Here is a 19283-nt window from a genome sequence, read left to right as displayed (position 1 = left end):
TTGTTGTTGTTGTTGTTGTTGCTATTATTATTGTTATTCTTTGCTTCTTTGTCTTCGGACTGTTGCTTCTTATCTTTTTTATCTAATTGGGATTTTGAATTATTTTGTTCTTTATTTTTTTGACTATTACCTGGTTGTTTCTTTTCTTGTTTCGTTTTTGTTTCGTTCGTAGGTTTCTTCTCTGGTTCCTTAGTAGGTTTCTTTCCTTTTGCTTTTGGCTGTTTTTTATCCTCTGATGATATTTGTTCTTTTAGTTGTTTCTTATTCAAAGCATCAACAGAAACGCCTTGTGAATTTGCTTCTACACGTTCTTCAACTGTAGCTTTGTTCATTTGAACGGATTCTTTTTTCAAATTAGTGGTTGAGTTAGCAACTGATGTGGTAATCAATTTTTCTAATGAAAGTTGATGGGTTTCTTCTATATAAATAGTTGTTATTTCTATTTGAGAATATTCATTGGTGTTTAATTTAGATTGATCGACAATTGTGGAAAGCAGTTGGGGGAATGTTTTACCTTTCCAAAAAGAAATCTCCCTCTTTAAGGCAATTCCATCTTCATTTAATCCTCTAAATTGTTGGACATCCCCGTCTTCATCAATTCCCAATTCAAAACTTGGGTTAAAGTCGACTTGGACAAACGCAGAAACAGTCGTCTGTGCTGGTAATAGAACCGAGAAGAACATGAGAACAATTGCCACAGCCGCAATAATAGGAGCCATCACGGCGGGTTTTACAGGGAATTTTGTCTTGTACACAGCAACATAAGGACGAAATGAAACTTCTTCTCCAACAGAAGCAGAAGATACAAGCGAAATACCTTTTTGGAACCGACCATCTGGAGTTAGAAAAATGCTATATGAAGATTTATTTTCAAATACAATCCCTCTTTGCGTGTTCATAATGGCATCCTTCTCCTTTGTAGACAGATTATATAAAGTACGGTGATATGTTATTATTTATTTCACTATCAAATGGAAAGTTATATTGTTGTTCTGCTTCGTTGTAAACGTTTCGATGATAATAATGATATTAAAGGGTATGCTTTGTATTGAATAAATCGAAAAGTTTACAACGAATCAGCAAATGGTAACTAAATTAGTTTTAGATTTAAAAATGTAGACATGATGATATTGTATCTATCAATCTGGTGTTTGTATAGTGCAGGGTTTTTAAACGGCAGCTTAAGCTACTAGTGGCTATAAGGATTAAACTAATTCGTAAGTGAAAATCTTTAAAGTGCCCCTAGTAGGATTAAATCAGCCATTTCATACGTTTTTAAATTGAGAGCAGGTGATTATTTATTATTGCCCTTGTTTTCAGACTTACTTGATTGGTTACCATTTTGTTTGTCTTGTTTATTTGATTTTCGTTCTTCTTTTTTCACTTGTTTTGCTTCTTCTCTTGCTTCTTTCTTCACTTGTTTTGCTTCTTCTCTTACTTCTTTTTTAGCTGAGTTTGCAGCTTTTATTGCCTCAACTTTAGCTAATTGAGCATTCTTTTTTGCTTCTCGTTCAGCTAGCGTTTTTTCTTCTTCTTTATCACTATCTTCATCTTGACTTTCTTCTGCTTCAGATACATCTTCTACATCTTCTATATCTTCTTCTGGCGGTGTCGATACATTTTCTTCTTCTGTTTCTGATTCAATTACTGTGTCATCCTCAACCTTTTTTGCTTCCCATCTTGCAATTGCTCTCTCAATATTATTGAGAAGTGCTTCTTTTGCATTTGGATTGCTTATCTTTTCGAAATTAGTCAATAAAGCAAAGATATTGTTTGCTAGATAACCCGTTGGTACGATGATTGAAGAAACTAAGTCTGAATCAACGTTTAGTGTTGTTGGTATATCCTCAATCTCTAAAACACTCTGAAGGTTTACTGTTTCTAAGTCTGTCGTTTTTGTACTTGCCCAAGCTTGGCCTGAAGTAGCCGTTACTAAAGATGCCGCAAGTAATGCAGCACTAATGATTTTCCAGTTTTTCATGTACTTCACCTCTTCTGATTTGTAGCACTTATAAAAGAAAGTCGAAAGTCCATATCAACTTACGAATATGTAATCCTTCCAATGTTCGATGCTTATCATACTATTCGCTCAACATATTTAGTTTAAGGGGGTATTTAAAAAGAATGTTGTTTACTTTTAATGAGTAAGTATCTTTTGTATTGCGATATGTGGAAAAATTTTATTAAAGAACTCACTAGTTAATTTTTCAGTATGTATTTTCTAATTTTATTAGAATCTGTTATGAGTAGTAAGGGTATAGGAATCTGTGAAATGAATGAGAAAGAGTTAAAAAACATTGTTGTCTTTGGTAGAATATAATTATACAAGGACTTCTAGTTGTGGTCTTTCAAAAATCGAACCAGTATAGGATTAAAAATAGAGAGGAAGTTAAAAAAATGAAACCAATTATTGGTATTTCTTCGACTTTAGATGGGAAAGTTTTTTCAGTTTCTACAGACTATATACAAGCAATTACGGAATTTGGAGGAGTACCAATTATAATTCCTAATCTAGCGGAAGCTGATATTGATTCCCTCGTTCAATTAATTGATGGATTACTTTTAACAGGAGGAGAAGATATTGATCCTACATTATTCGGGGAAGAGCCAATAAGGGGACTTGGAAAAATAACTCCTGAAAGAGATGAATTTGAAATAGCAATAATTCAAAAAATGTTAAAGCTTAACAAGCCGATTTTAGGAATATGTAGAGGGTGCCAAATTTTAAATATTGCTGTTGGCGGTGATATGTATCAAGACATCTATAATCAAACAGATAAGAGTTTATTACAACATACTCAACAAGCAGCTAGATACCATGCTTCCCATTTTGTGCAAGTAATAGAAGGATCTATTTTAAGTACCATTACTCATATGGAGAAGTTTAAAGTGAATAGTTTCCATCATCAAGCAATCAGAAAAATTCCAAATGAATTTGAAGTAAGTGCTCTTGCTAGTGACGGAATTATTGAAGCCTTTGAAAGTAAAACACACGAATTTGTTATGGGGTTTCAATGGCATCCTGAAAACATGGTAGTAAAAAAAGATGCTGTGTCAGAGGCGATTTTTAAAACATTTATTCAAGCATGTAAAAAATAACAATAAATGAAGCGGAATTAATATCGAGGTAGTTGTATGAAACTTCATGGCTATTTGATTTCTTTAGTAATGCGGCTGAATTTATCGTCAGCCGCTTTTTTATAAAAGTTAAGTTATTTAAACTATTAATGTATTTCTTCTTTAAGTTCTGCTATTTCTACTTCAGATCTTTCTTCTAGTGACTGTCTTAGATGAACCGTAGCAAGCTTTTCATTTTCATGAATTTTATCTATCCAGACTGGAGCACCGTTATAAGTTACATCAATTTCTCTAGGAGAAGCCACGATCTGTTTTATACGATCAAGTTCCATAAGAATCCCTCCATTACATTTTAGTATTTTTAATTTGTTCGAATTAGTATGAGTGATTAAGGTTTAAATATGTATTATTTATTTAAGGAAGAGCAATATTATAAAAAACATTTCATAAAATGATATTAAAAGGAGTGTTTTAACATTTTCAACTTTTTAAAAAAATCCTGCACTATTTGTAAGAGACGAGTTAAACCATTAACACGCTACAAAAATGATAAGGGTGAATTAATAAAAGTGTGTAATGCTTGTAGAGAATATGCAGAAAGAAGAGTATATAAGAAGGTGAACTAGTAATTTGGATGGATGTAAATATATTTAGAGCAATTTAAATAGACTGAAATAGATTCCAGGAACTTACAAGTTGCTGGTTTTTTTGTGCAATTTTTGAATAAATGTTAAAAGGAAATTCCACCTTTACCTAGAAGACTTCTTTGAATTAAGAAATTAAATCAAGTAATTAAAAACTTATTTCTATTCGACATTTATTAACAAAACTTCCTATTCATATTTTAATTTGGCTCATATATACTAGTGTTATAGATACTAAGTAGGGATAAAAGTCATAAGGAATTATTATTTTTCTAATATTAATGTGAATATGGTTCTATTTACCCGTATTTCAGTGGTTTTATAACTAGAAGTTTGTTAACAATATCTTTCACTAGAAAGGGAATGAATTGCATGCTCAAATTACTCAAGAAATCATGTGGTATTTGTAAAATGGAAGACGTCCCAATGATTAAATATGAAAATAGTAGTGGAATGCAAATTATTTTTTGTTATGCATGTAAAAAGTATGCAGAAAAAAGGTCATTTAAAGTAGTTAAACATTATGCTGGGAAGAAAGACAGCAAACGCTTAATTCGCTAGTCATAGTTAGCATATTGTTAATCAGACAATAAATTCAGGAAATGAAAAATTATCTTAAGGCAAAATAATCAAAGAAGCTAATCACCTAAAATATAGCGGTGAATAGCTTTTTTTTAGTTTTTGAAGGTTTTTAAGGATACTAGTATAGGGGGTGCCCTATAGATTTAATATCTTTAAATTTAGTTGCAATTAATAAGGAAGAACATGTATAAACTAGGTACGTTGAAACGTAAGATACTTATATGGACTGTTAAAGTTGGAGGAATTTAAATGAACCTTAGAAATTATCGAATGCCATTAATTAAAAAGAAGTTTAGAGATATTTATAATAAAATAAAAATAAGAAGTAAGATACAGAGAATAAGAATTATAGATACTAAAAATAAGATAGTGAACTATTATGAAGAGAAAAAAGAGACAAGAAAGATAATAAAAGAATTCGAACAATCTCAACAAGCAACACAACCGATTGAACGAGAAAGTCTTATAAGTACAATTAAGGAGATTTTTGGCTGGACTGCTGTAATGTCAATTACGGTTCTTACAATTATTGGCGTCTTAAGTTTATCTTTTGTTATGAATGTATTTTTTGATTATTTTCGTGATTATTGGTGGATCACATTAGGATTAGCTGGACTTCTAATTGGTATAGTATTTTATAAACCTTATACTATATGGAGTTTATTTTTAATCTTCATAGGTTCTTTTTTGCTAGTAATTACATTTGGTCCTCTAGTTATAGAGTCATACACAGGTATGAATTTAATTGATGTTAATTATAAGAATGGGTATTGGATGACATTAAAAGCAACAATGGTTTTTGTAACATACCTCATCAGTGGAATCGCATTTATTTTATGGATGTATTTAATCTCAAAAGGAAAACGTCAGAATCCGCTTAGAAAATTTCGCTATTTACGTTTTAGAACAAAGCAAAATTAGTAATAGTATAGTTTGAAACGGCTGAAATTTACTTCAGCCGTTATTTTTTATTGATTGAGAGTTAGTATCAAGTGCTTTAGGTCAAAAATCTGCTGCATCACCTCGTAATTGAAATCGAACGTAAAGTGTTTGCCAACTCAGCAGGTTCTCTCACTTGGTATAAGACAATAGATATGCATTCTTGCAAAGATCGGCATGGGCTTTGATGTTATGTTGAATGGAACAGTTGTCGCTCCATTTTTACTGAACATTAATTTTAGATTGATTATTATTGCCATTGTGGTATTTTTTACCGCTTTTAGTGGTTATCTAAACTCATTTATATTCGCTAAAACTTTGAAATATAATAAAGAAACTGTTATTGCTTTAACTTTTAATGGAGGAATGAGAAATATTAGTGCTGGAGCCGTATGTAAACGATAAACTAAAGTGAGCAGTTCTCCACAAATAAGTTTGACCACCCCTTGTACAAAAAAAGCCCTCCATTATACTGATGTAGTATTGAAATGGAGAGCGGGGAAAATGGAGTGGAAAGAATTATGAACTACTTTAAGATTTTGCAGCTAAAGGAAGATGGATTTAGTATTTCGAAGATTTCAAGAAAATTATCTTTGTCTAGAAATACGGTCAAAAAGTATTTGAATATGACACACGAGGAAGTGGAAGACTGGGTAACCACATTAAAAACACGTGAAAAGAAATTGGACCCCTATCGGGAAACAATTTTCACCTGGTTGAAGGAACATCCTGATCTGACAGGTGCACAAATTCATGATTGGCTCGATGAGAGGTGTGATTACACAATGGCTTCCGAGAACACTGTGAGAAACATTGTAAATGAAGTAAGGAAGTTATACCACATTCCGAAAACAGCAAGCGAGCGCATCTACAGTGCAACCGATGAACTCCCAATGGGATTTCAGGCACAAGTTGATTTTGGGCAGGATGTTCTGACAGATGAAAATGGAAATCCTAAACGAGGTTACTTTATCGCCTTTGTTCTTTCACACTCACGTCATAAATACTTTGAATGGTTGGATCGACCTTTTAAAACAAGCGATGTGGTTAGGTGTCATGAAAATGCATTTCAGTTTTATGGAGGCATGCCTGAAGAAATTGTGTATGACCAAGACGCTTTGATAGCCGTTTCTGAGAATTCAGGCGACATCATTTACACAGCGGAGTTTCAGCGGTACCGGGAACTTCGTAAATTCAGGGTGTATCTTTGTAGAAAGGCCGACCCCGAAACAAAGGGGAAAATTGAAAATGTCGTCAAATTCATTAAAAGAAACTTCAGTAAGAACCGAACGTACAGTAGTCTGGAAATCTTAAATGAGCAGTCTTTAAGTTGGTTAAAAAGAACAGGGAACTATAAAGTTCATAATACAACGAAAAAGAGACCTTTCGAAGTGCACGCCCTCGAAAAGCAGCACCTCAAAAAAGTCTCGTCTGCATTCTCTCATGAGAATTCAACTACCCTCAGTATAACAAGAAGCGTGCATAAGGACAATGTGATCCGTTTTGCGGGCAATCGATACAGCGTACCGGCAGGTACTTTTAAAAAGGGCTCACCTAATCTCGTTTATCTAGACACCAAAATCGCAGACCATCTACATATTCGTCTCAAAACGGATGGTGCTATTTTGGCGGATCATCTGATTTCAAAAGAAAAAGGAAAACTAATCAAAGATTCTTCCCATGAACGGGGAAAAAGTTCAAAAGCTGAACTCCTATCTCATCAAGTGAGAGAATCCTTCGAAGAGTCACACTTAATAGATTGGTATCTCAATGAGTTGAAAGCCAAGTATCCGCGACATATGATTGATCAGTTGAAGGTCATGCAAAACGTTATTAGAACCCATCCCGAGCAGATACAAGCAGGATTGGAGAAAGCGAAGACGCTTAACTTAATCAGTGCAAATGATTATCGAGACATTGTTTATTCACTACATCGAGAGGACGCAGCAGTAGTGGCCCCACCGATCTACGAGGTCGACGGTAGGTATAATCACCTGAAAGCAGTTGATAGGGATACGGATCTCTACCTCAAAGTATTGGGAGGCGTGAAGTCATGACAAGTCCAGTGACAGCTTTACAAGAAAAGTTCAAGAACTTAAGGCTAGCAGAAACGGCAAAAGAGCTGCCAGAAATACTTCGTAGTGCGGAAAGTCAAAATTGGACCTATCATGAACTACTTCATGAAATCCTTCGGTATGAGCTTGAAAGCAGGGAACAGAAATCGATTGAAAAGCATATGAACTGGGCTGGTTTTCCTTACATGAAAACATTGGAGGACTATCATCTCCACGAACAAAAGGCACTAGGTGAACGACAATTTAAGCAGTTAAGAGAGCTTCATTGGATTGATGATTATTTCACGCTTATTCTTTTAGGACCGCCAGGTGTCGGCAAAACACTCCTGGCCGTTGGGCTAGGGATTGAGGCAATCAATCGGGGTTTCAAAGTGTCGTTCATTTCAATGGCCGAATTGATCTATATATTAAAAACCCAAGAGTTCTCAAATAAATCCAAGGTTCGTTATAACCGGATGAAAAAATCCGATTTACTGATCATTGACGATGTAATGTATATGGCGATGGAGCCAAAGGAGGCCAATCTATTTTTCCAGTTTATATACGAGTTGTATGACCACGTCGCATTCATTCTGACGTCAAATAAAGGTCCAGATGAATGGGGGAAATTCTTTGGGGAACCCACCTTCACTACAGCTATTCTAGACAGACTTCTTCACCGTAGCGAAGTGATTTCATATGGTGATGATCCAAGTCATCGTATGAAATATAGACAGACCCTATTTACCTAAGGGTGGTCAAAACTAATTGTGGAAAATTGATCATTTCTACTTGACGGTTACACCGTATTAGCAATTTAATTTCCCCACAGCTGTACCGGTTGTTTTAGGAATGTTATTTCACCAAACATTGGCATTACTGATTGGGTTTGGGATTGATCATTATTATCATAAGTTAGAAGCAAGTTATTAAAAAGTTGGTTAAAAAAATTATTCAGTTAAGAATCTCAATTTACCTTTCTGAATACTATCCTCCATTAATATTGATTAAGATACAATAAATATGTAAGGATAATTTTAGTATTATGAAATCAAATGACCTTATATCTTTTGAAACGACAGAGCTGCAATTAGTGAATGTAAATTTCTATTTTATTTTATGTATATCCTGGCTGCAATAGATAATACTAAAACCCACTAGATAAATTAAACTAGTGGGTTTTTGATGAAGAAAATTATTTTCTGTAGGAAATGTCTTCTAAAAAACATCCGATTACTCTTAACTTTTCTTCTAATCCTAGGAAATTTTTATCTTTTTCAGGTGGATTATGGGCAAGGGTATGTAAGGAATCCCCAATACGTCTCAACTCTTGTTGAATTCCTTGTAGTGTATTAACTAATTGATGTAAATACTCTTCATCCATCTATCTCCCCCCGTGATTGTGACTTACCTTTTTATTTTATTAACTAAGTGTTCTATTAAGAACTGTTTAAAAATGCTGAAAAACAAAAATTATAAGTTTGGTGCATGTTTTTTAAAATAAAGAGCATGATATATACAACAAGGAGGTGAGCAAACATGGCTAACAATAATTCAAACAAATTATCAGTACCTGGTGCAAAACAAGCTTTGGATCAAATGAAGTATGAAATTGCGCAAGAATTTGGTGTAAACCTAGGACAAGATGCAACATCTCGTGCTAACGGATCAGTTGGTGGAGAAATTACGAAACGTTTAGTAGCACAAGCCCAACAACAATTAAAAGGGAATCAAAACTCATAAAAGGAAAGCCGACAGTATCATACTGTCGGCTTTTTTTCTGTATTTATATTAGCCCATTGCCAAAATGGAGATATTACTTTACGCAGTTCAACAAGGTCTGACTAAATGTTATTGTTTCAACATATTCAAGCAAATTAATCAGAAATGTGACGGAATTATGAACTTTTATTTTTTAACATAAATCGACAAATTACTGCAACACCAATGATATATGATATATCTTATGAATTTAATTATGAATTTAAGAATAACCTATATCTTATGGAGGATAAACAAACAATGAAAATTACGGCCAAAATAATTTTATTACAACAAATCAAGTTTAAACAGAAAATGATGTATACTAGAGCAAATTATTTTGGTCTAACACATTCGAGTGTTTTGGAATGTAGTCAGGAGCTCGATAATTTACTTAATAAATATCAGGGAATATGACAGGTACTCATCAACTTAATCAGCGCAAATAAAGTCCAGCAACAATTTTGTTGCTGGATTATTCAACGTCAAAAACCTTAGTTGAGATTATTCAAATTGAAGTTGAAACTTATCTGGAACGAGAAGCGGTTGTTTTCGATCGAGTAAGTGAAGTACTAACTGAGATACTAAAGCACCTGGTCCCAATGCTTGTCCCACACTAATGGTTGGGATGGTTTTCTTTTCAAGAAATTCTTCTATCATTTCTTCGTTTACGTAGCTGGGTAAATAACTTGTGTACTGAGATGCTGGGAAAGTAATTCCTTTTAATTGTTCAATGGACAGGCTTTCCGGAATTCCAATATACTCTTCAATACTCATACCATCTGGAGCAAAAGTTAATACAGAAGCACCGAATCCTAGTGCTACGGCAGTAATTATATACAAATCTTTTTTTCGTGCTGCTCTGTGAAGGGCAATTGCATCAGGGAAACAAAAATAATCAATTGCATCTATTACATAGTCCGCATCCGCGAGAAATTCATCCATATTTTCTTCGTTTACACCCTTCGTGAATCTAGTAATCTCTAAATCCGGATTAATCGCTAATAGATGATCACTTAATGCATCAACCTTTAGTTGACCGACTGTGTTAAAACTAGCTGCACATTGTCTATTTATGTTGGATACATCAAAAATATCGGGGTCTGCTAAAGCAAGTTTCCCTACACCCATACGAGTTAATAATTCTGCTGAAAATCCACCAATACAACCACAACCTGCGATAACGATTTTTGTATCCTGTAATTTGTTAATTTCATTTTCCGACATGATGCCTAGGTTTCTACTAAACTGCTCTTTTATCATTATTTCGATACCTCCAAGATTTGATTTTCGTAATTAAACAAGAATTCATAAAGTTTAGGCTTCGTACTTTTGAATATTGGTGTTCCGGCTGGAATGTCTAATATACAAGGAATTGTTACAGAACCAAGATATACTTGCGGTTCACCAATTATTTTGAAAGCAGGTCCAAACACACGATTTAAATATTTGTAGACTCTTTCGTCAATACAACAAATCCAATGGGTAATTCCATGATGAAGAGAGTATTGAAATACAGTACGAATAATATCCATTCCCACTTCATGTTGTGGCATTTTAGTGAAAGCACTGACTTCAGCATAACTGTTTTTATCAAGTTTTTGGAGCTTTTTAATATCCAAATCATAAATAGTGAAGTGCTCTAATGTTGCTAGTTCAAGCAAAGGTTTGAAAATTAATCTTGTAACACCGACGATTTCATTTTTTTCTTGATCTTTGGCTACAAAATAGAGAGAATCAGACTCATATGGGTCTTGCTCATCTTCGAGTAGAAATCCTACTTCACTATAGCGTTTTCGATGTAATTGAATTGCCTCCTCACGAAATTGACTGATTGCTTGTCCATAATAATACTTTTTAACTGGTTGCATTTGAAAAACTCCCTTTTCACTTTTTAGTTTGTAACATTTTAACTATATAAGAAACGACAAAAATTTTCATTTTTAGTCAAAATAAAATAAATTAAAACAACAACACTGAAAAGTGATACAATCTAGATAACTTTATTAATAACTAGGGAGTACATAACCATGGTAGAATTTGAACAACAGCTTCTGGATCAATATTTTCATGAACACAGATCGAAGATTACAAAAACTTTAATTAAGATTATTGCTTTTTTTCTTTTTATAAGCTGTAGTTGGAATTTAGTTTTTGATATCTTCAATATGCCTTATTCAAGAGCAAATCTCTTTATGCTCTTAGTATTTTTAGGCATTCTAATTGGTTTTTTTATTATAATTAATCTTGTTAAAATCAATTCACAAATTCAGCAATTTCTACTTTTAGTTTATTGTGTCTTTTTAATTATTGGGTTATATTTTGGTTCAGGATATACGGAATCTTGGAGTTATTTTTTAATAATGCCATTACTTGCAGGTATTTATGGTGAGCGTAGGCTGTTGATTTATTACTCAATAATTGGTGGATTGCTTCTTACTCTAGTATCAATTAACTTTTCAACTAGTACTTACATAGTAGATAGTATCGATATTTCAAATCGAATTCTTTTATACCTCATATTGGCAGCATTTAGTTTTCTTATTCTAACTACTTTTCATCTAATCTTTTCAAAACAGGTAGCTATGGTTACAAAATCAATGGAAAAAACGATAGAACAAGTGGTTAATAGTTTTATTGTATCTATTGAAGCAAAAGATCTATATACATTTGGACATAGTGAACGTGTGAGTCTATATGCGGTAGAACTTGGTAAACATTTAATAGAATATAAAGATAAAAATGAACTTCGGAAGTTACGCTTAGGTGCATTACTGCATGATATTGGGAAAATAAATATTCCGGAAAATATCCTTACGAAGACGAGATCATTAACAGTTGAAGAATATGAAGTCATTCAAACACATCCTGTGGTAGGAGCTAGAATGGTAGAAAGAATTGAAGGCTTACAAGACTTAAAAAGCGGAGTTCTTTACCATCATGAAAGATGGGATGGCGAGGGCTATCCAGCCAAACTTAAAGGTTTAGAGATTCCACTCGCTGCCCGAATTTTAGCCATTGTAGATGCTTTTGATGCGATGACTTCAACACGTTCATATCGTTGTGAAATGAAATTTGACGAAGCTTTTCAACATCTGCTTGATGGAAAAGGAACGCAATTCGATCCCGATTTAATTGATGTTGTATCAACACTTCATTTTAATTTTAAAAAGATATATAGCAGCTCAAATGATCCAGTTAAAGAATTTGAAAAGTTAACAGACTTTTTATGATATAAACTAATTTCAAGCATCTACAGGTGATCATAGCCCTGTAGGTGCTTTCTAAGTTTCTTCGCATATAATACTTGGGTTTTTTTAGTTTAACAGTAAAATTAATATACGAAATATGATAAAAAGCATGCATGAACAAGAAATACTCCTTTTCTTAAGAAAAAATACTGATGTCCGAGCAATTGGAATTAGTACAAGGGGAATGGTTGACGCACAAAATGGTGTGATTAAGTTTGTAACGGATACATTGCCTAGGTTGGCAGGGGATACAAGTAAAAAAACTTTTAGAGAAAGCCACTGGTCTACAAGTACATGTTAACAATGATGCAAATTGTTCAACTCTAGCAGAAGTACGGTTTGGTTCAGCTATAGGTTGCACACGAGCCGTTTGTTTAACGATTGGTACAGGACTTGGGGGGAAGCAGGAATGCTGGGTGCAGCTTTACTTGTGTTAGAAGATTCAAAGGAATGTGTTTCAAATTAAGTAAAGTTAGAGAAATAGTATAAAGACTAGTTTGCTTCTTGACTTCCCACTATGCAACTAGGTGATTTAAATATGAAAAGCGGTTACACATTAAGTGTAGCCGCCTTTCTTATACCTGAAAATCAATATCCTGGTTTTTGTAAAATTTTAAAGATGTTCGTTTTATAATCTTCAACACCGGGTTGGTCAAATGGGTTTATGTCTAGTAAATAAGCACTGTAGGCACATGAAACCATATAGAAATATAGTAAATATCCGATGTTTTCTTCATCGAGTTTTTTGATTGAAATTCCAATTTGGGGTACTTTACCGGTTAAATGTGCACTTGAAGTAGCTTCATAACACGCTAAGTTAAACTCATTTAAAGTCAAGCCACTTAAATAATTTAACTCGTCATTGTTATTATCTGCAGTAAAAACAGAAAGATCATTGGCTGTTTCTTCTATTATAAGGAACGATTCGAAAAGAATACGTTGCCCATCTTGGATGTATTGCCCTAAAGAATGTAAATCAGTAGAAAATGATACAGATGCCGGGAAAATTCCTTTTTGTTCTTTTCCTTCGCTTTCTCCAAATAATTGTTTCCACCATTCCTGCAAGTATGATAATTTAGATTCGAAAGTTGCTAAAATTTCGATGGAATAATTTTGATTGTACAACTGATTACGGATAACAGCATATTGTATAGCTTTGTTTGTGTTTATATCAAATTCTTGGAATGTCTTTTCTGCAGTCGATGCACCCTTTATTAAGTCGAAAATAGAGAATCCAGCTACAGCGATGGGTAGTAAGCCAACCGCCGTAAATACAGAATAACGACCACCGATGTCAGATGGTACTTCAAAACGTTGATATCCTTTATCTTTAGATAAACTCAGAAGTGAACCGCCTTGTGCATCTGTTGTAACAATGATTCTTGAGCAGGCATCTTCACCATAACGATCTTCCATATATTTTTGTAAAAAACGGAAAGCAAGAGCAGGTTCCGTAGTTGTGCCAGATTTAGAAATCACATTTATCGTTACCTCTTTATCATCCAGATACTTCATAAGTTTCGCTAAGTACTCACCATTAACATGATGACCTGCGTATAGAACTTCTATTTCCTCATGTTTATGAAAATGTGGAGTTAATGCTTCTATGACAGCTTTTGACCCCAAATAAGAGCCACCAATACCTATAACAACTAGAACATCTGAGTTTTGTCTAATAGTGTCTGCAGTCTGTTGGATCTCATTGAGAAATGTCTCGCTTACCCCACTTGGCCAATCATGCCATCCTAAAAATTCCGAGCCAACGCCAGTTTTATTTAACATGTTGTTATGAATCACTTTAAGTCTTTTTTCAAGTTCTGATGACACTAATTGCTGATAATCACCGGAATAAGTAAGGTTAATAGTCATAGAATCCTCCTGTGTTTTATATTCATTTCGTTAAAATTACTATCTATATCTTACCATTTTAGAGGTAAGATGGTAAGGTATTTTTCGTTTTAAAGATTGGATTTTGAATGACTTTGATATTTGGGTATCAATTCAATCCAGAAGAAAAGACCACCCAATTTGAATTGGTGGTCTTTTAGGTGGTCAACGTTTTTTTTTAATAGGATCACTTGGTTTCGAATCTATCTTTTGAGTATCACTTCTCAGCAAAAAGTGGGTAATTATACCGGAGACGATAGAACCGCCAACTGCTATTAGAATTCGGGTATCATAAGGTACTTCCGAATATTTTGTTCCTAGGAGCCACATCGATAATATACCGACTAGTATCATGATGGGAATAGTAAAGCGAAATAGTTTCATGAAATGATACTTCCTTTTTCATTTATTTTACCAAATAGAGATTTACAAGTAATAGAGTTTATTCAAATGACCATCTAATACTACCAAATAATTTCCCATTTTCGTTCTTCGGCTATTGCTTTTAAGCGTGATTCAGGCCTAACTGCTACTGGATTTCCAACAAGTTCGAGAACTGTGAGATCGGATATGCTATCACCATATGCTGAACTATTATCCCAATCAATGTCAAGTCCTAGGAGTGCTTTTTCAATCATTTCGTTTTTCCGCACACCTTGGATATGATAGATATCGGTATCTGTGTCAACTATACCATTACTCATGGGGATTTCTGTACCAATTATTTCATGTATGGATAATTCGCTAGTCACTTCGTTTAACATTGGAGTGAATGCCCCTGAGACTAGCAAGACATGATCCCCATTTCTTAAATGTTTATTCAAACGATCCACAACTGAAATGTTAAGTTCATTGCGCATATCTTTAGACATATCTTCAAAATATAGTTCTATTTCTCGATGGGGCAGGCTTTTTAATGCATCCCAATAAAGCTGCATAGATTTTGCTTTCATCTTATTCTCAGGATACATCTTCATTTTATACGCAATGTATGGTTTCAAGAGTGTTCGATAAAAAGGTTTATATTTTGATGAGTGAATAGGATGATTCTTAAGGAAATTCATCATCAGTTTATAGGTTTCGTGGGGGTACAGTGTTCCATCAAAGTCAAATATGGCTACGCGCATGTGATATCACTCCTGTTCTGATATTTCTAGTTTATCACGAATCCAGTATAGAATTAAAAAATAGTAAATAGAAAGCAAAGAACGACCTTGTTAAAACAATGGTCGCTGCGTTTTTAAGGAATTAAGATTTAATTTGTTAGTATTAAAAAAGGGGCAAATGTATATAGCAAAGGTTAATTCAATATGCTATGGCCTATTTTAAGCTTTGCTATAGTTTTTTTCAAGTTCGGCTTTTAAGACGTTTGCAAGTTGAAGCATGTTATAGTGTCCAGCCTGTTTTTCAGCATCAGCGTTATAATTGGTGTTTGTGTTTACGTCATATGTGTAAATCTCACCATTTGTATCACGAATGAATTCAATGCCGGCTACTTTAATTTGATTTTGTTTCAGGAAGTGCTCATATTTTTCAATGATTGAATCATTAAAGTTTTCGACGATTTGGAATTTTGGTTGTTCTAAATTTACTACATTTGGAGTTTCACCTACTGGACAGAACAGGTCGTCAATTTGGCAAGCGTCAGCTGGGCACAGTTCGAAACCTTCAGATGTATCTACCTTTACAGCGTATTGGAATTTACCATCAATAAATTCACAACGTGTAATGAAAGGTTCTGGGGCCTTAATATATTGTTGAATCAAAGTGACGCCGTCAACTGGTTCTTCAAAAGTAGGGCCTTCAACATAGTTTTGTAAGCCTTCCATCGAGTGGAACAGTTGAACACCAAGTCCTTTACCGGCCCGGTTATGTTTAGTGATAAATGAACTCTCACCTAATTCTTGAGCAGCTTTAATGATTTGTTCATTGCCAACTGCAGCTATAGTTCTCGGGGTATTTATGCCAGCTGCTTCTAATGCCGTATACTGAAGTACTTTACTAAGCTCAAGTCTTAGTGCATTACTACCATTGAAAATAGTTCGGTTATGGTGTTCAAGCCATGCTAAGACGGCAGAAGTGAGTTCTGGTGCAAAGCGGTGATTTCGCGTATGTGAAGAAGCACTCATACGATTGTAGAAAATCCCCTCAGGTGGGGCTTCTGTTAGGTTAACAATACCTTGATCAAGATGCCATTCTTCGTAAGGAACTTGCAATTCTTCAAGTCTTTTAGTTAAATGTACTGTCCATTCACTATTTTCATGAATGATATATACTTTAGTCATGTAATAATCCTCCGATCTATTTTTTATTAAATGAGTTGGGCTCTTTTACTTTCAACAAGGGGCATTACTTTTTCAGCAAAGCGTTCCATTTCCTCAAGTTGAGGTGAGAATTGAAGTAATAAAAGATCTAGTCCAACTTGTTCGTATGCAATAATTTTATTGGCGATTTGTTCAGGTGTACCTATTAGATTTGGTCTTAATCCGCGGTTAGAAACAGAGTAGTCATAAAGTTTAACTTGTTGTTCGAGCTGTGATTTGCTGACAAAATCGTTATAGCCTGCATAGGCACTAGACTCTTTAGTGTCGGTAATGCGTTGTAGTTCAAGTTGTACTTGTTCCTCGGTATCCCGACAAACGATATATGCAGCCATACCAAATGATTGGAACGGTTCTTTTCCAGCATCCTTGCGCAAGGCTTTCATACCGTTTATTTTAGTTTCAATTTCTTCAACGGTTCCTCCATGCATAACATATGCATCACAGCCTGCCACTATAGTTTCTTTGCCACGAGGGCTTTCACCACCTGCGTATAAAATCGGGTTCGGCTTTTGAATTGGTTTTGGTTGTAGGTGTGTATTTTCTATATTATAGAACTTCCCTTTATAAGTAAAAACATCTTCTGTCCAAAGACCTTTAAGTACTTCGATAAATTCTTCGGTGCGGTCATATCGAGCATCATGTTCGGTAAAGACTCCACCATATTGTTTCGCTTCTGCTTCCCACCAAGCTGATACAACATTTAAAGTAAAACGACCATTACTTATATGATCAATATTTGCAGCCATTTTTGCTGTAATTGCTGGATTGTGGAATCCGGGTCTTACTGCTACCATTATTTCTATTTTTTCCGTTACAGCAGCTAAAGCAGCTGCTGTGGACCATGCTTCTAATGAATCTGATTCTGGTCCTTTTATATCATTTAGGTAAAGTTCAGCTATAAGTGTCGTGTCGAAGCCTAGTCGTTCACCTGCTTGAATAACTTGTTTTGCATAATCAAACGTAGGAGGCATATTCTCGTTTTCTACGTTGCGTAGCCAACCTCCAAAAATAGGTAACCAAAATCCATATCGCATTTTAGAACAACTCCTTTTCATAAAATAATAATTTTAGAACCTTAAATATTCCTGATACATATTTAATCCTATAGGATAACTAGGTTATCAGTCAACTTAATAGCATATGATAAATATGGTAGAAAAGAATAGTTAATTAATCAGGGTCAGGGCTATTTTATTTTTTTTGTGGTAAGTGTGATGTCAGTGGAATACCCATTGACATTGGATAAAATAGTTCATGTTTAATAGGGAGATTTTAGGTGAGCGTTGGCTCAGTTGGAAAAAATGGAGTTCAAGTTGGAAAAAACGGACTCCAAGTTGGAAAAACCACGTTCCAAGTTGGAATAGTGATAGATTATGGATAAAAAAGTTAATAAATAAGACCATCGGAAGTAAATGATCATGTTTTTAAAGGGGATTTTAGGTGAGCGTTGGCTCAGTTGGAAAAAATGAAGTTCAAGTTGGAAAAAACGGACTCCAAGTTGGAATGTTCTCAGTCCAAGTTGGAAAAATCACGTTCCAAGTTGGAATAGTACAATATTGTCATGCTTTAGGGAGGTATACCAACAGAAAAAAAGTTTTGGTGGTAGCCAAAATAGCTTAAATTCTTTTAAGAATAATTACGAAGAAAAAGCAGCCATCTTTGTTGCGAGGCCGCTTTTCTTTTATAGAGTTATAGAAGGTTTTTTAAAACATAAGGATTGAGAAAATGAATAGTGACGGTATCTGTGATGATTTACTTTGTTTAATTTTAGTTTATTAAGTATATAGTTTGCTGCATACTTGTCCTTAAGTTCCAGGAAGTGAACACAATCTCGGTTGGATATGGTGTCTTTACATAGGTAGAACCAATCTTCAATAGCTTGCTGTTGCATGATCCTACTTGAGGTTTTACATGTGGGACAGTTTTTTTGGTTGATTATTTTATTATGGCAAATCGGACAAATTAAGCCTGTGCGTATGTTTGCGAGTTCTAGGGGGAAGGTTTGTGCCAAAGGGTTTGGTAGATATTCAGTTGATTGCAAAGCAATTACCGATAGTAACTTGTTAAATATACTTTGTGAAATGACATCCGGCAGTTCGTTGTACCTTTCAATGTGGTCCGCTATATCACAGCCCATGGTGATTTTGGCAAATTCGGGTGGAAGGACAATTTGTGTTTTCGAGTATGCAAATACGATTAAACCTTTAATTGGGATGTTGATTTTTGCTTGGTTCAGTACTATTTGGAGTTTTTTTAGGTGTCTAAGAAGTTGTTGTTCAGGACATTTAAACGCTTTAAATTCTCCTTCAAAATCTCGGACTAATTGTTTGGGGGTTTTTTGGAAATAGATTTTACCTTTAATATTTTTAATTTCAAGCACGAGTATATACTTTTTAGTAATAATTAATGTGTCAATTTGTAGATAGGAATTTTCATTTATTGGGATATGTATGTCTTTTAATATTGCATAGTGTTTTGGGAAATTCACTTGCTTTAAAAAGTTGTCAACATAGCATTCTCCTGAATAACCAGCTTCGGTCAGTCTGATTTTATTTTCAATTTCTTGACGGAGGGGGTGTGAAATAGGGATACGGTGAATTAATCGTTTGTATATTTGAATCGTTTTAGGTGGTATACGCTCAGTGTTTATAAAAACGCTCCTTTACTAGATAAATTTTACAGTGGTTAATATGAAAATATCATGATTAATAGAATATAAGCAAGTTTTAGAAGATATAAAATGGTGAGCGATGGCTCAGTTGG

At 34.3% G+C, this 19283-nt stretch carries 23 protein-coding genes; 11 read left to right on the top strand and 12 right to left on the bottom strand.

The annotated features are described in order from the left end of the window. The coding region (locus B371_RS0111350; protein WP_019414439.1) for a hypothetical protein at positions 1–899 on the bottom strand (899 nt) is incomplete at its 3' end. Positions 900–1294: 395 nt separating this feature from the next. Then, positions 1295–1981, bottom strand: a complete 687-nt coding sequence (locus tag B371_RS0111345; RefSeq protein WP_019414438.1) for a hypothetical protein — start codon at positions 1979–1981, stop codon at positions 1295–1297. Between the two features lie 416 nt (positions 1982–2397). On the opposite strand from B371_RS0111345, the gene B371_RS0111340 reads away from it, so the two are divergent. Then, positions 2398–3099: a gamma-glutamyl-gamma-aminobutyrate hydrolase family protein gene (locus B371_RS0111340; protein ID WP_019414437.1), complete on the top strand. Its 702-nt coding sequence runs from the start codon at positions 2398–2400 to the stop codon at positions 3097–3099. A gap of 125 nt (positions 3100–3224) precedes the next feature. On the opposite strand, the gene B371_RS0111335 is transcribed toward B371_RS0111340, so the two are convergent. Continuing rightward, positions 3225–3410 (bottom strand): H-type small acid-soluble spore protein, encoded by a 186-nt coding sequence (locus tag B371_RS0111335; protein ID WP_019414436.1) that lies wholly within the window; start codon positions 3408–3410, stop codon positions 3225–3227. A 684-nt stretch (positions 3411–4094) separates the two neighbouring features. On the opposite strand from B371_RS0111335, the gene B371_RS0111330 reads away from it, so the two are divergent. From B371_RS0111330 to istB, 5 genes are all read left to right on the top strand, one after another. Next, the gene (locus B371_RS0111330; protein WP_019414435.1) at positions 4095–4283 is read left to right on the top strand and encodes a hypothetical protein; all 189 of its coding nucleotides are present in this window, start codon (positions 4095–4097) and stop codon (positions 4281–4283) included. 270 nt (positions 4284–4553) lie between these two features. Further along, complete coding sequence (locus B371_RS0111325) at positions 4554–5225, top strand: hypothetical protein (RefSeq protein WP_019414434.1); 672 nt, start codon at positions 4554–4556, stop codon at positions 5223–5225. A 210-nt stretch (positions 5226–5435) separates the two neighbouring features. Continuing rightward, the gene (locus B371_RS0111320; RefSeq protein ID WP_019414433.1) at positions 5436–5648 is read left to right on the top strand and encodes a hypothetical protein; all 213 of its coding nucleotides are present in this window, start codon (positions 5436–5438) and stop codon (positions 5646–5648) included. 104 nt (positions 5649–5752) lie between these two features. Continuing rightward, positions 5753–7300: an IS21 family transposase gene (istA, locus tag B371_RS0111315; protein ID WP_026023035.1), complete on the top strand. Its 1548-nt coding sequence runs from the start codon at positions 5753–5755 to the stop codon at positions 7298–7300. After that, positions 7297–8049 (top strand): IS21-like element helper ATPase IstB, encoded by a 753-nt coding sequence (gene istB / locus B371_RS0111310; RefSeq protein ID WP_019414431.1) that lies wholly within the window; start codon positions 7297–7299, stop codon positions 8047–8049. Before istA ends, istB begins: the two co-directional genes overlap by 4 nt. Positions 8050–8492: 443 nt before the next feature. On the opposite strand, the gene B371_RS0111305 is transcribed toward istB, so the two are convergent. Next, on the bottom strand, positions 8493–8681 hold the full coding sequence (locus B371_RS0111305; protein ID WP_019414430.1) for a hypothetical protein: 189 nt from the start codon (positions 8679–8681) through the stop codon (positions 8493–8495). Positions 8682–8836: 155 nt separating this feature from the next. On the opposite strand from B371_RS0111305, the gene B371_RS0111300 reads away from it, so the two are divergent. Together B371_RS0111300 and B371_RS22925 are read left to right on the top strand one after the other, a co-directional pair. Next, positions 8837–9040: an alpha/beta-type small acid-soluble spore protein gene (locus B371_RS0111300; RefSeq protein WP_019414429.1), complete on the top strand. Its 204-nt coding sequence runs from the start codon at positions 8837–8839 to the stop codon at positions 9038–9040. A gap of 204 nt (positions 9041–9244) precedes the next feature. After that, positions 9245–9475: an aspartyl-phosphate phosphatase Spo0E family protein gene (locus B371_RS22925; RefSeq protein WP_369751098.1), complete on the top strand. Its 231-nt coding sequence runs from the start codon at positions 9245–9247 to the stop codon at positions 9473–9475. Between the two features lie 87 nt (positions 9476–9562). Here the strand turns inward: B371_RS22925 and B371_RS0111290 are convergent, their stop codons facing one another. Together B371_RS0111290 and B371_RS0111285 are read right to left on the bottom strand one after the other, a co-directional pair. Then, positions 9563–10321: a ThiF family adenylyltransferase gene (locus B371_RS0111290; protein ID WP_019414427.1), complete on the bottom strand. Its 759-nt coding sequence runs from the start codon at positions 10319–10321 to the stop codon at positions 9563–9565. Next, positions 10321–10929 (bottom strand): hypothetical protein, encoded by a 609-nt coding sequence (locus B371_RS0111285; RefSeq protein WP_019414426.1) that lies wholly within the window; start codon positions 10927–10929, stop codon positions 10321–10323. The genes B371_RS0111290 and B371_RS0111285 overlap by 1 nt, the downstream gene beginning before the upstream one ends. A 159-nt stretch (positions 10930–11088) precedes the next feature. On the opposite strand from B371_RS0111285, the gene B371_RS0111280 reads away from it, so the two are divergent. Together B371_RS0111280 and B371_RS24100 are read left to right on the top strand one after the other, a co-directional pair. After that, positions 11089–12291, top strand: a complete 1203-nt coding sequence (locus tag B371_RS0111280) for an HD-GYP domain-containing protein (protein ID WP_019414425.1) — start codon at positions 11089–11091, stop codon at positions 12289–12291. 242 nt (positions 12292–12533) lie between these two features. Further along, positions 12534–12746 (top strand): ROK family protein, encoded by a 213-nt coding sequence (locus B371_RS24100; RefSeq protein WP_369751099.1) that lies wholly within the window; start codon positions 12534–12536, stop codon positions 12744–12746. Between the two features lie 151 nt (positions 12747–12897). On the opposite strand, the gene B371_RS21720 is transcribed toward B371_RS24100, so the two are convergent. The 5 genes from B371_RS21720 to B371_RS0111255 all read right to left on the bottom strand — a co-directional run bounded on the left by B371_RS21720 (position 12898) and on the right by B371_RS0111255 (position 17554). After that, entirely contained in the window at positions 12898–14178 is a 1281-nt protein-coding gene (locus B371_RS21720) for a glucose-6-phosphate isomerase (RefSeq protein WP_019414424.1), read from the bottom strand. A 183-nt stretch (positions 14179–14361) separates the two neighbouring features. After that, positions 14362–14580 (bottom strand): hypothetical protein, encoded by a 219-nt coding sequence (locus B371_RS0111270; protein WP_019414423.1) that lies wholly within the window; start codon positions 14578–14580, stop codon positions 14362–14364. Positions 14581–14660: 80 nt separating this feature from the next. Then, positions 14661–15323, bottom strand: coding sequence for an HAD family phosphatase (locus tag B371_RS0111265; RefSeq protein WP_019414422.1), 663 nt, complete (start codon positions 15321–15323; stop codon positions 14661–14663). A 198-nt stretch (positions 15324–15521) separates the two neighbouring features. Further along, on the bottom strand, positions 15522–16481 hold the full coding sequence (locus tag B371_RS0111260) for a RimK family alpha-L-glutamate ligase (RefSeq protein ID WP_019414421.1): 960 nt from the start codon (positions 16479–16481) through the stop codon (positions 15522–15524). Between the two features lie 26 nt (positions 16482–16507). Beyond that, positions 16508–17554 carry an LLM class flavin-dependent oxidoreductase gene (locus B371_RS0111255; protein WP_019414420.1) on the bottom strand — a complete coding sequence of 349 codons (1047 nt, stop codon included), beginning with the start codon at positions 17552–17554 and terminating at the stop codon, positions 16508–16510. A 406-nt stretch (positions 17555–17960) separates the two neighbouring features. On the opposite strand from B371_RS0111255, the gene B371_RS21715 reads away from it, so the two are divergent. Then, positions 17961–18140: a hypothetical protein gene (locus B371_RS21715; protein WP_019414418.1), complete on the top strand. Its 180-nt coding sequence runs from the start codon at positions 17961–17963 to the stop codon at positions 18138–18140. A 61-nt stretch (positions 18141–18201) separates the two neighbouring features. Here B371_RS21715 and B371_RS0111240 read toward each other — a convergent pair whose 3' ends face one another. Next, entirely contained in the window at positions 18202–19062 is an 861-nt protein-coding gene (locus B371_RS0111240) for a nuclease-related domain-containing protein (RefSeq protein ID WP_255348664.1), read from the bottom strand. Positions 19063–19283: the final 221 nt, after the last annotated feature.

Origin of the sequence: Paenisporosarcina sp. TG20, assembly GCF_000286315.1 — a bacterium.
Taxonomy (GTDB): domain Bacteria; phylum Bacillota; class Bacilli; order Bacillales_A; family Planococcaceae; genus Paenisporosarcina.
Note: the sequence above shows the minus strand (reverse complement) of the source record. Positions and strands in the feature narration are given on the sequence as shown.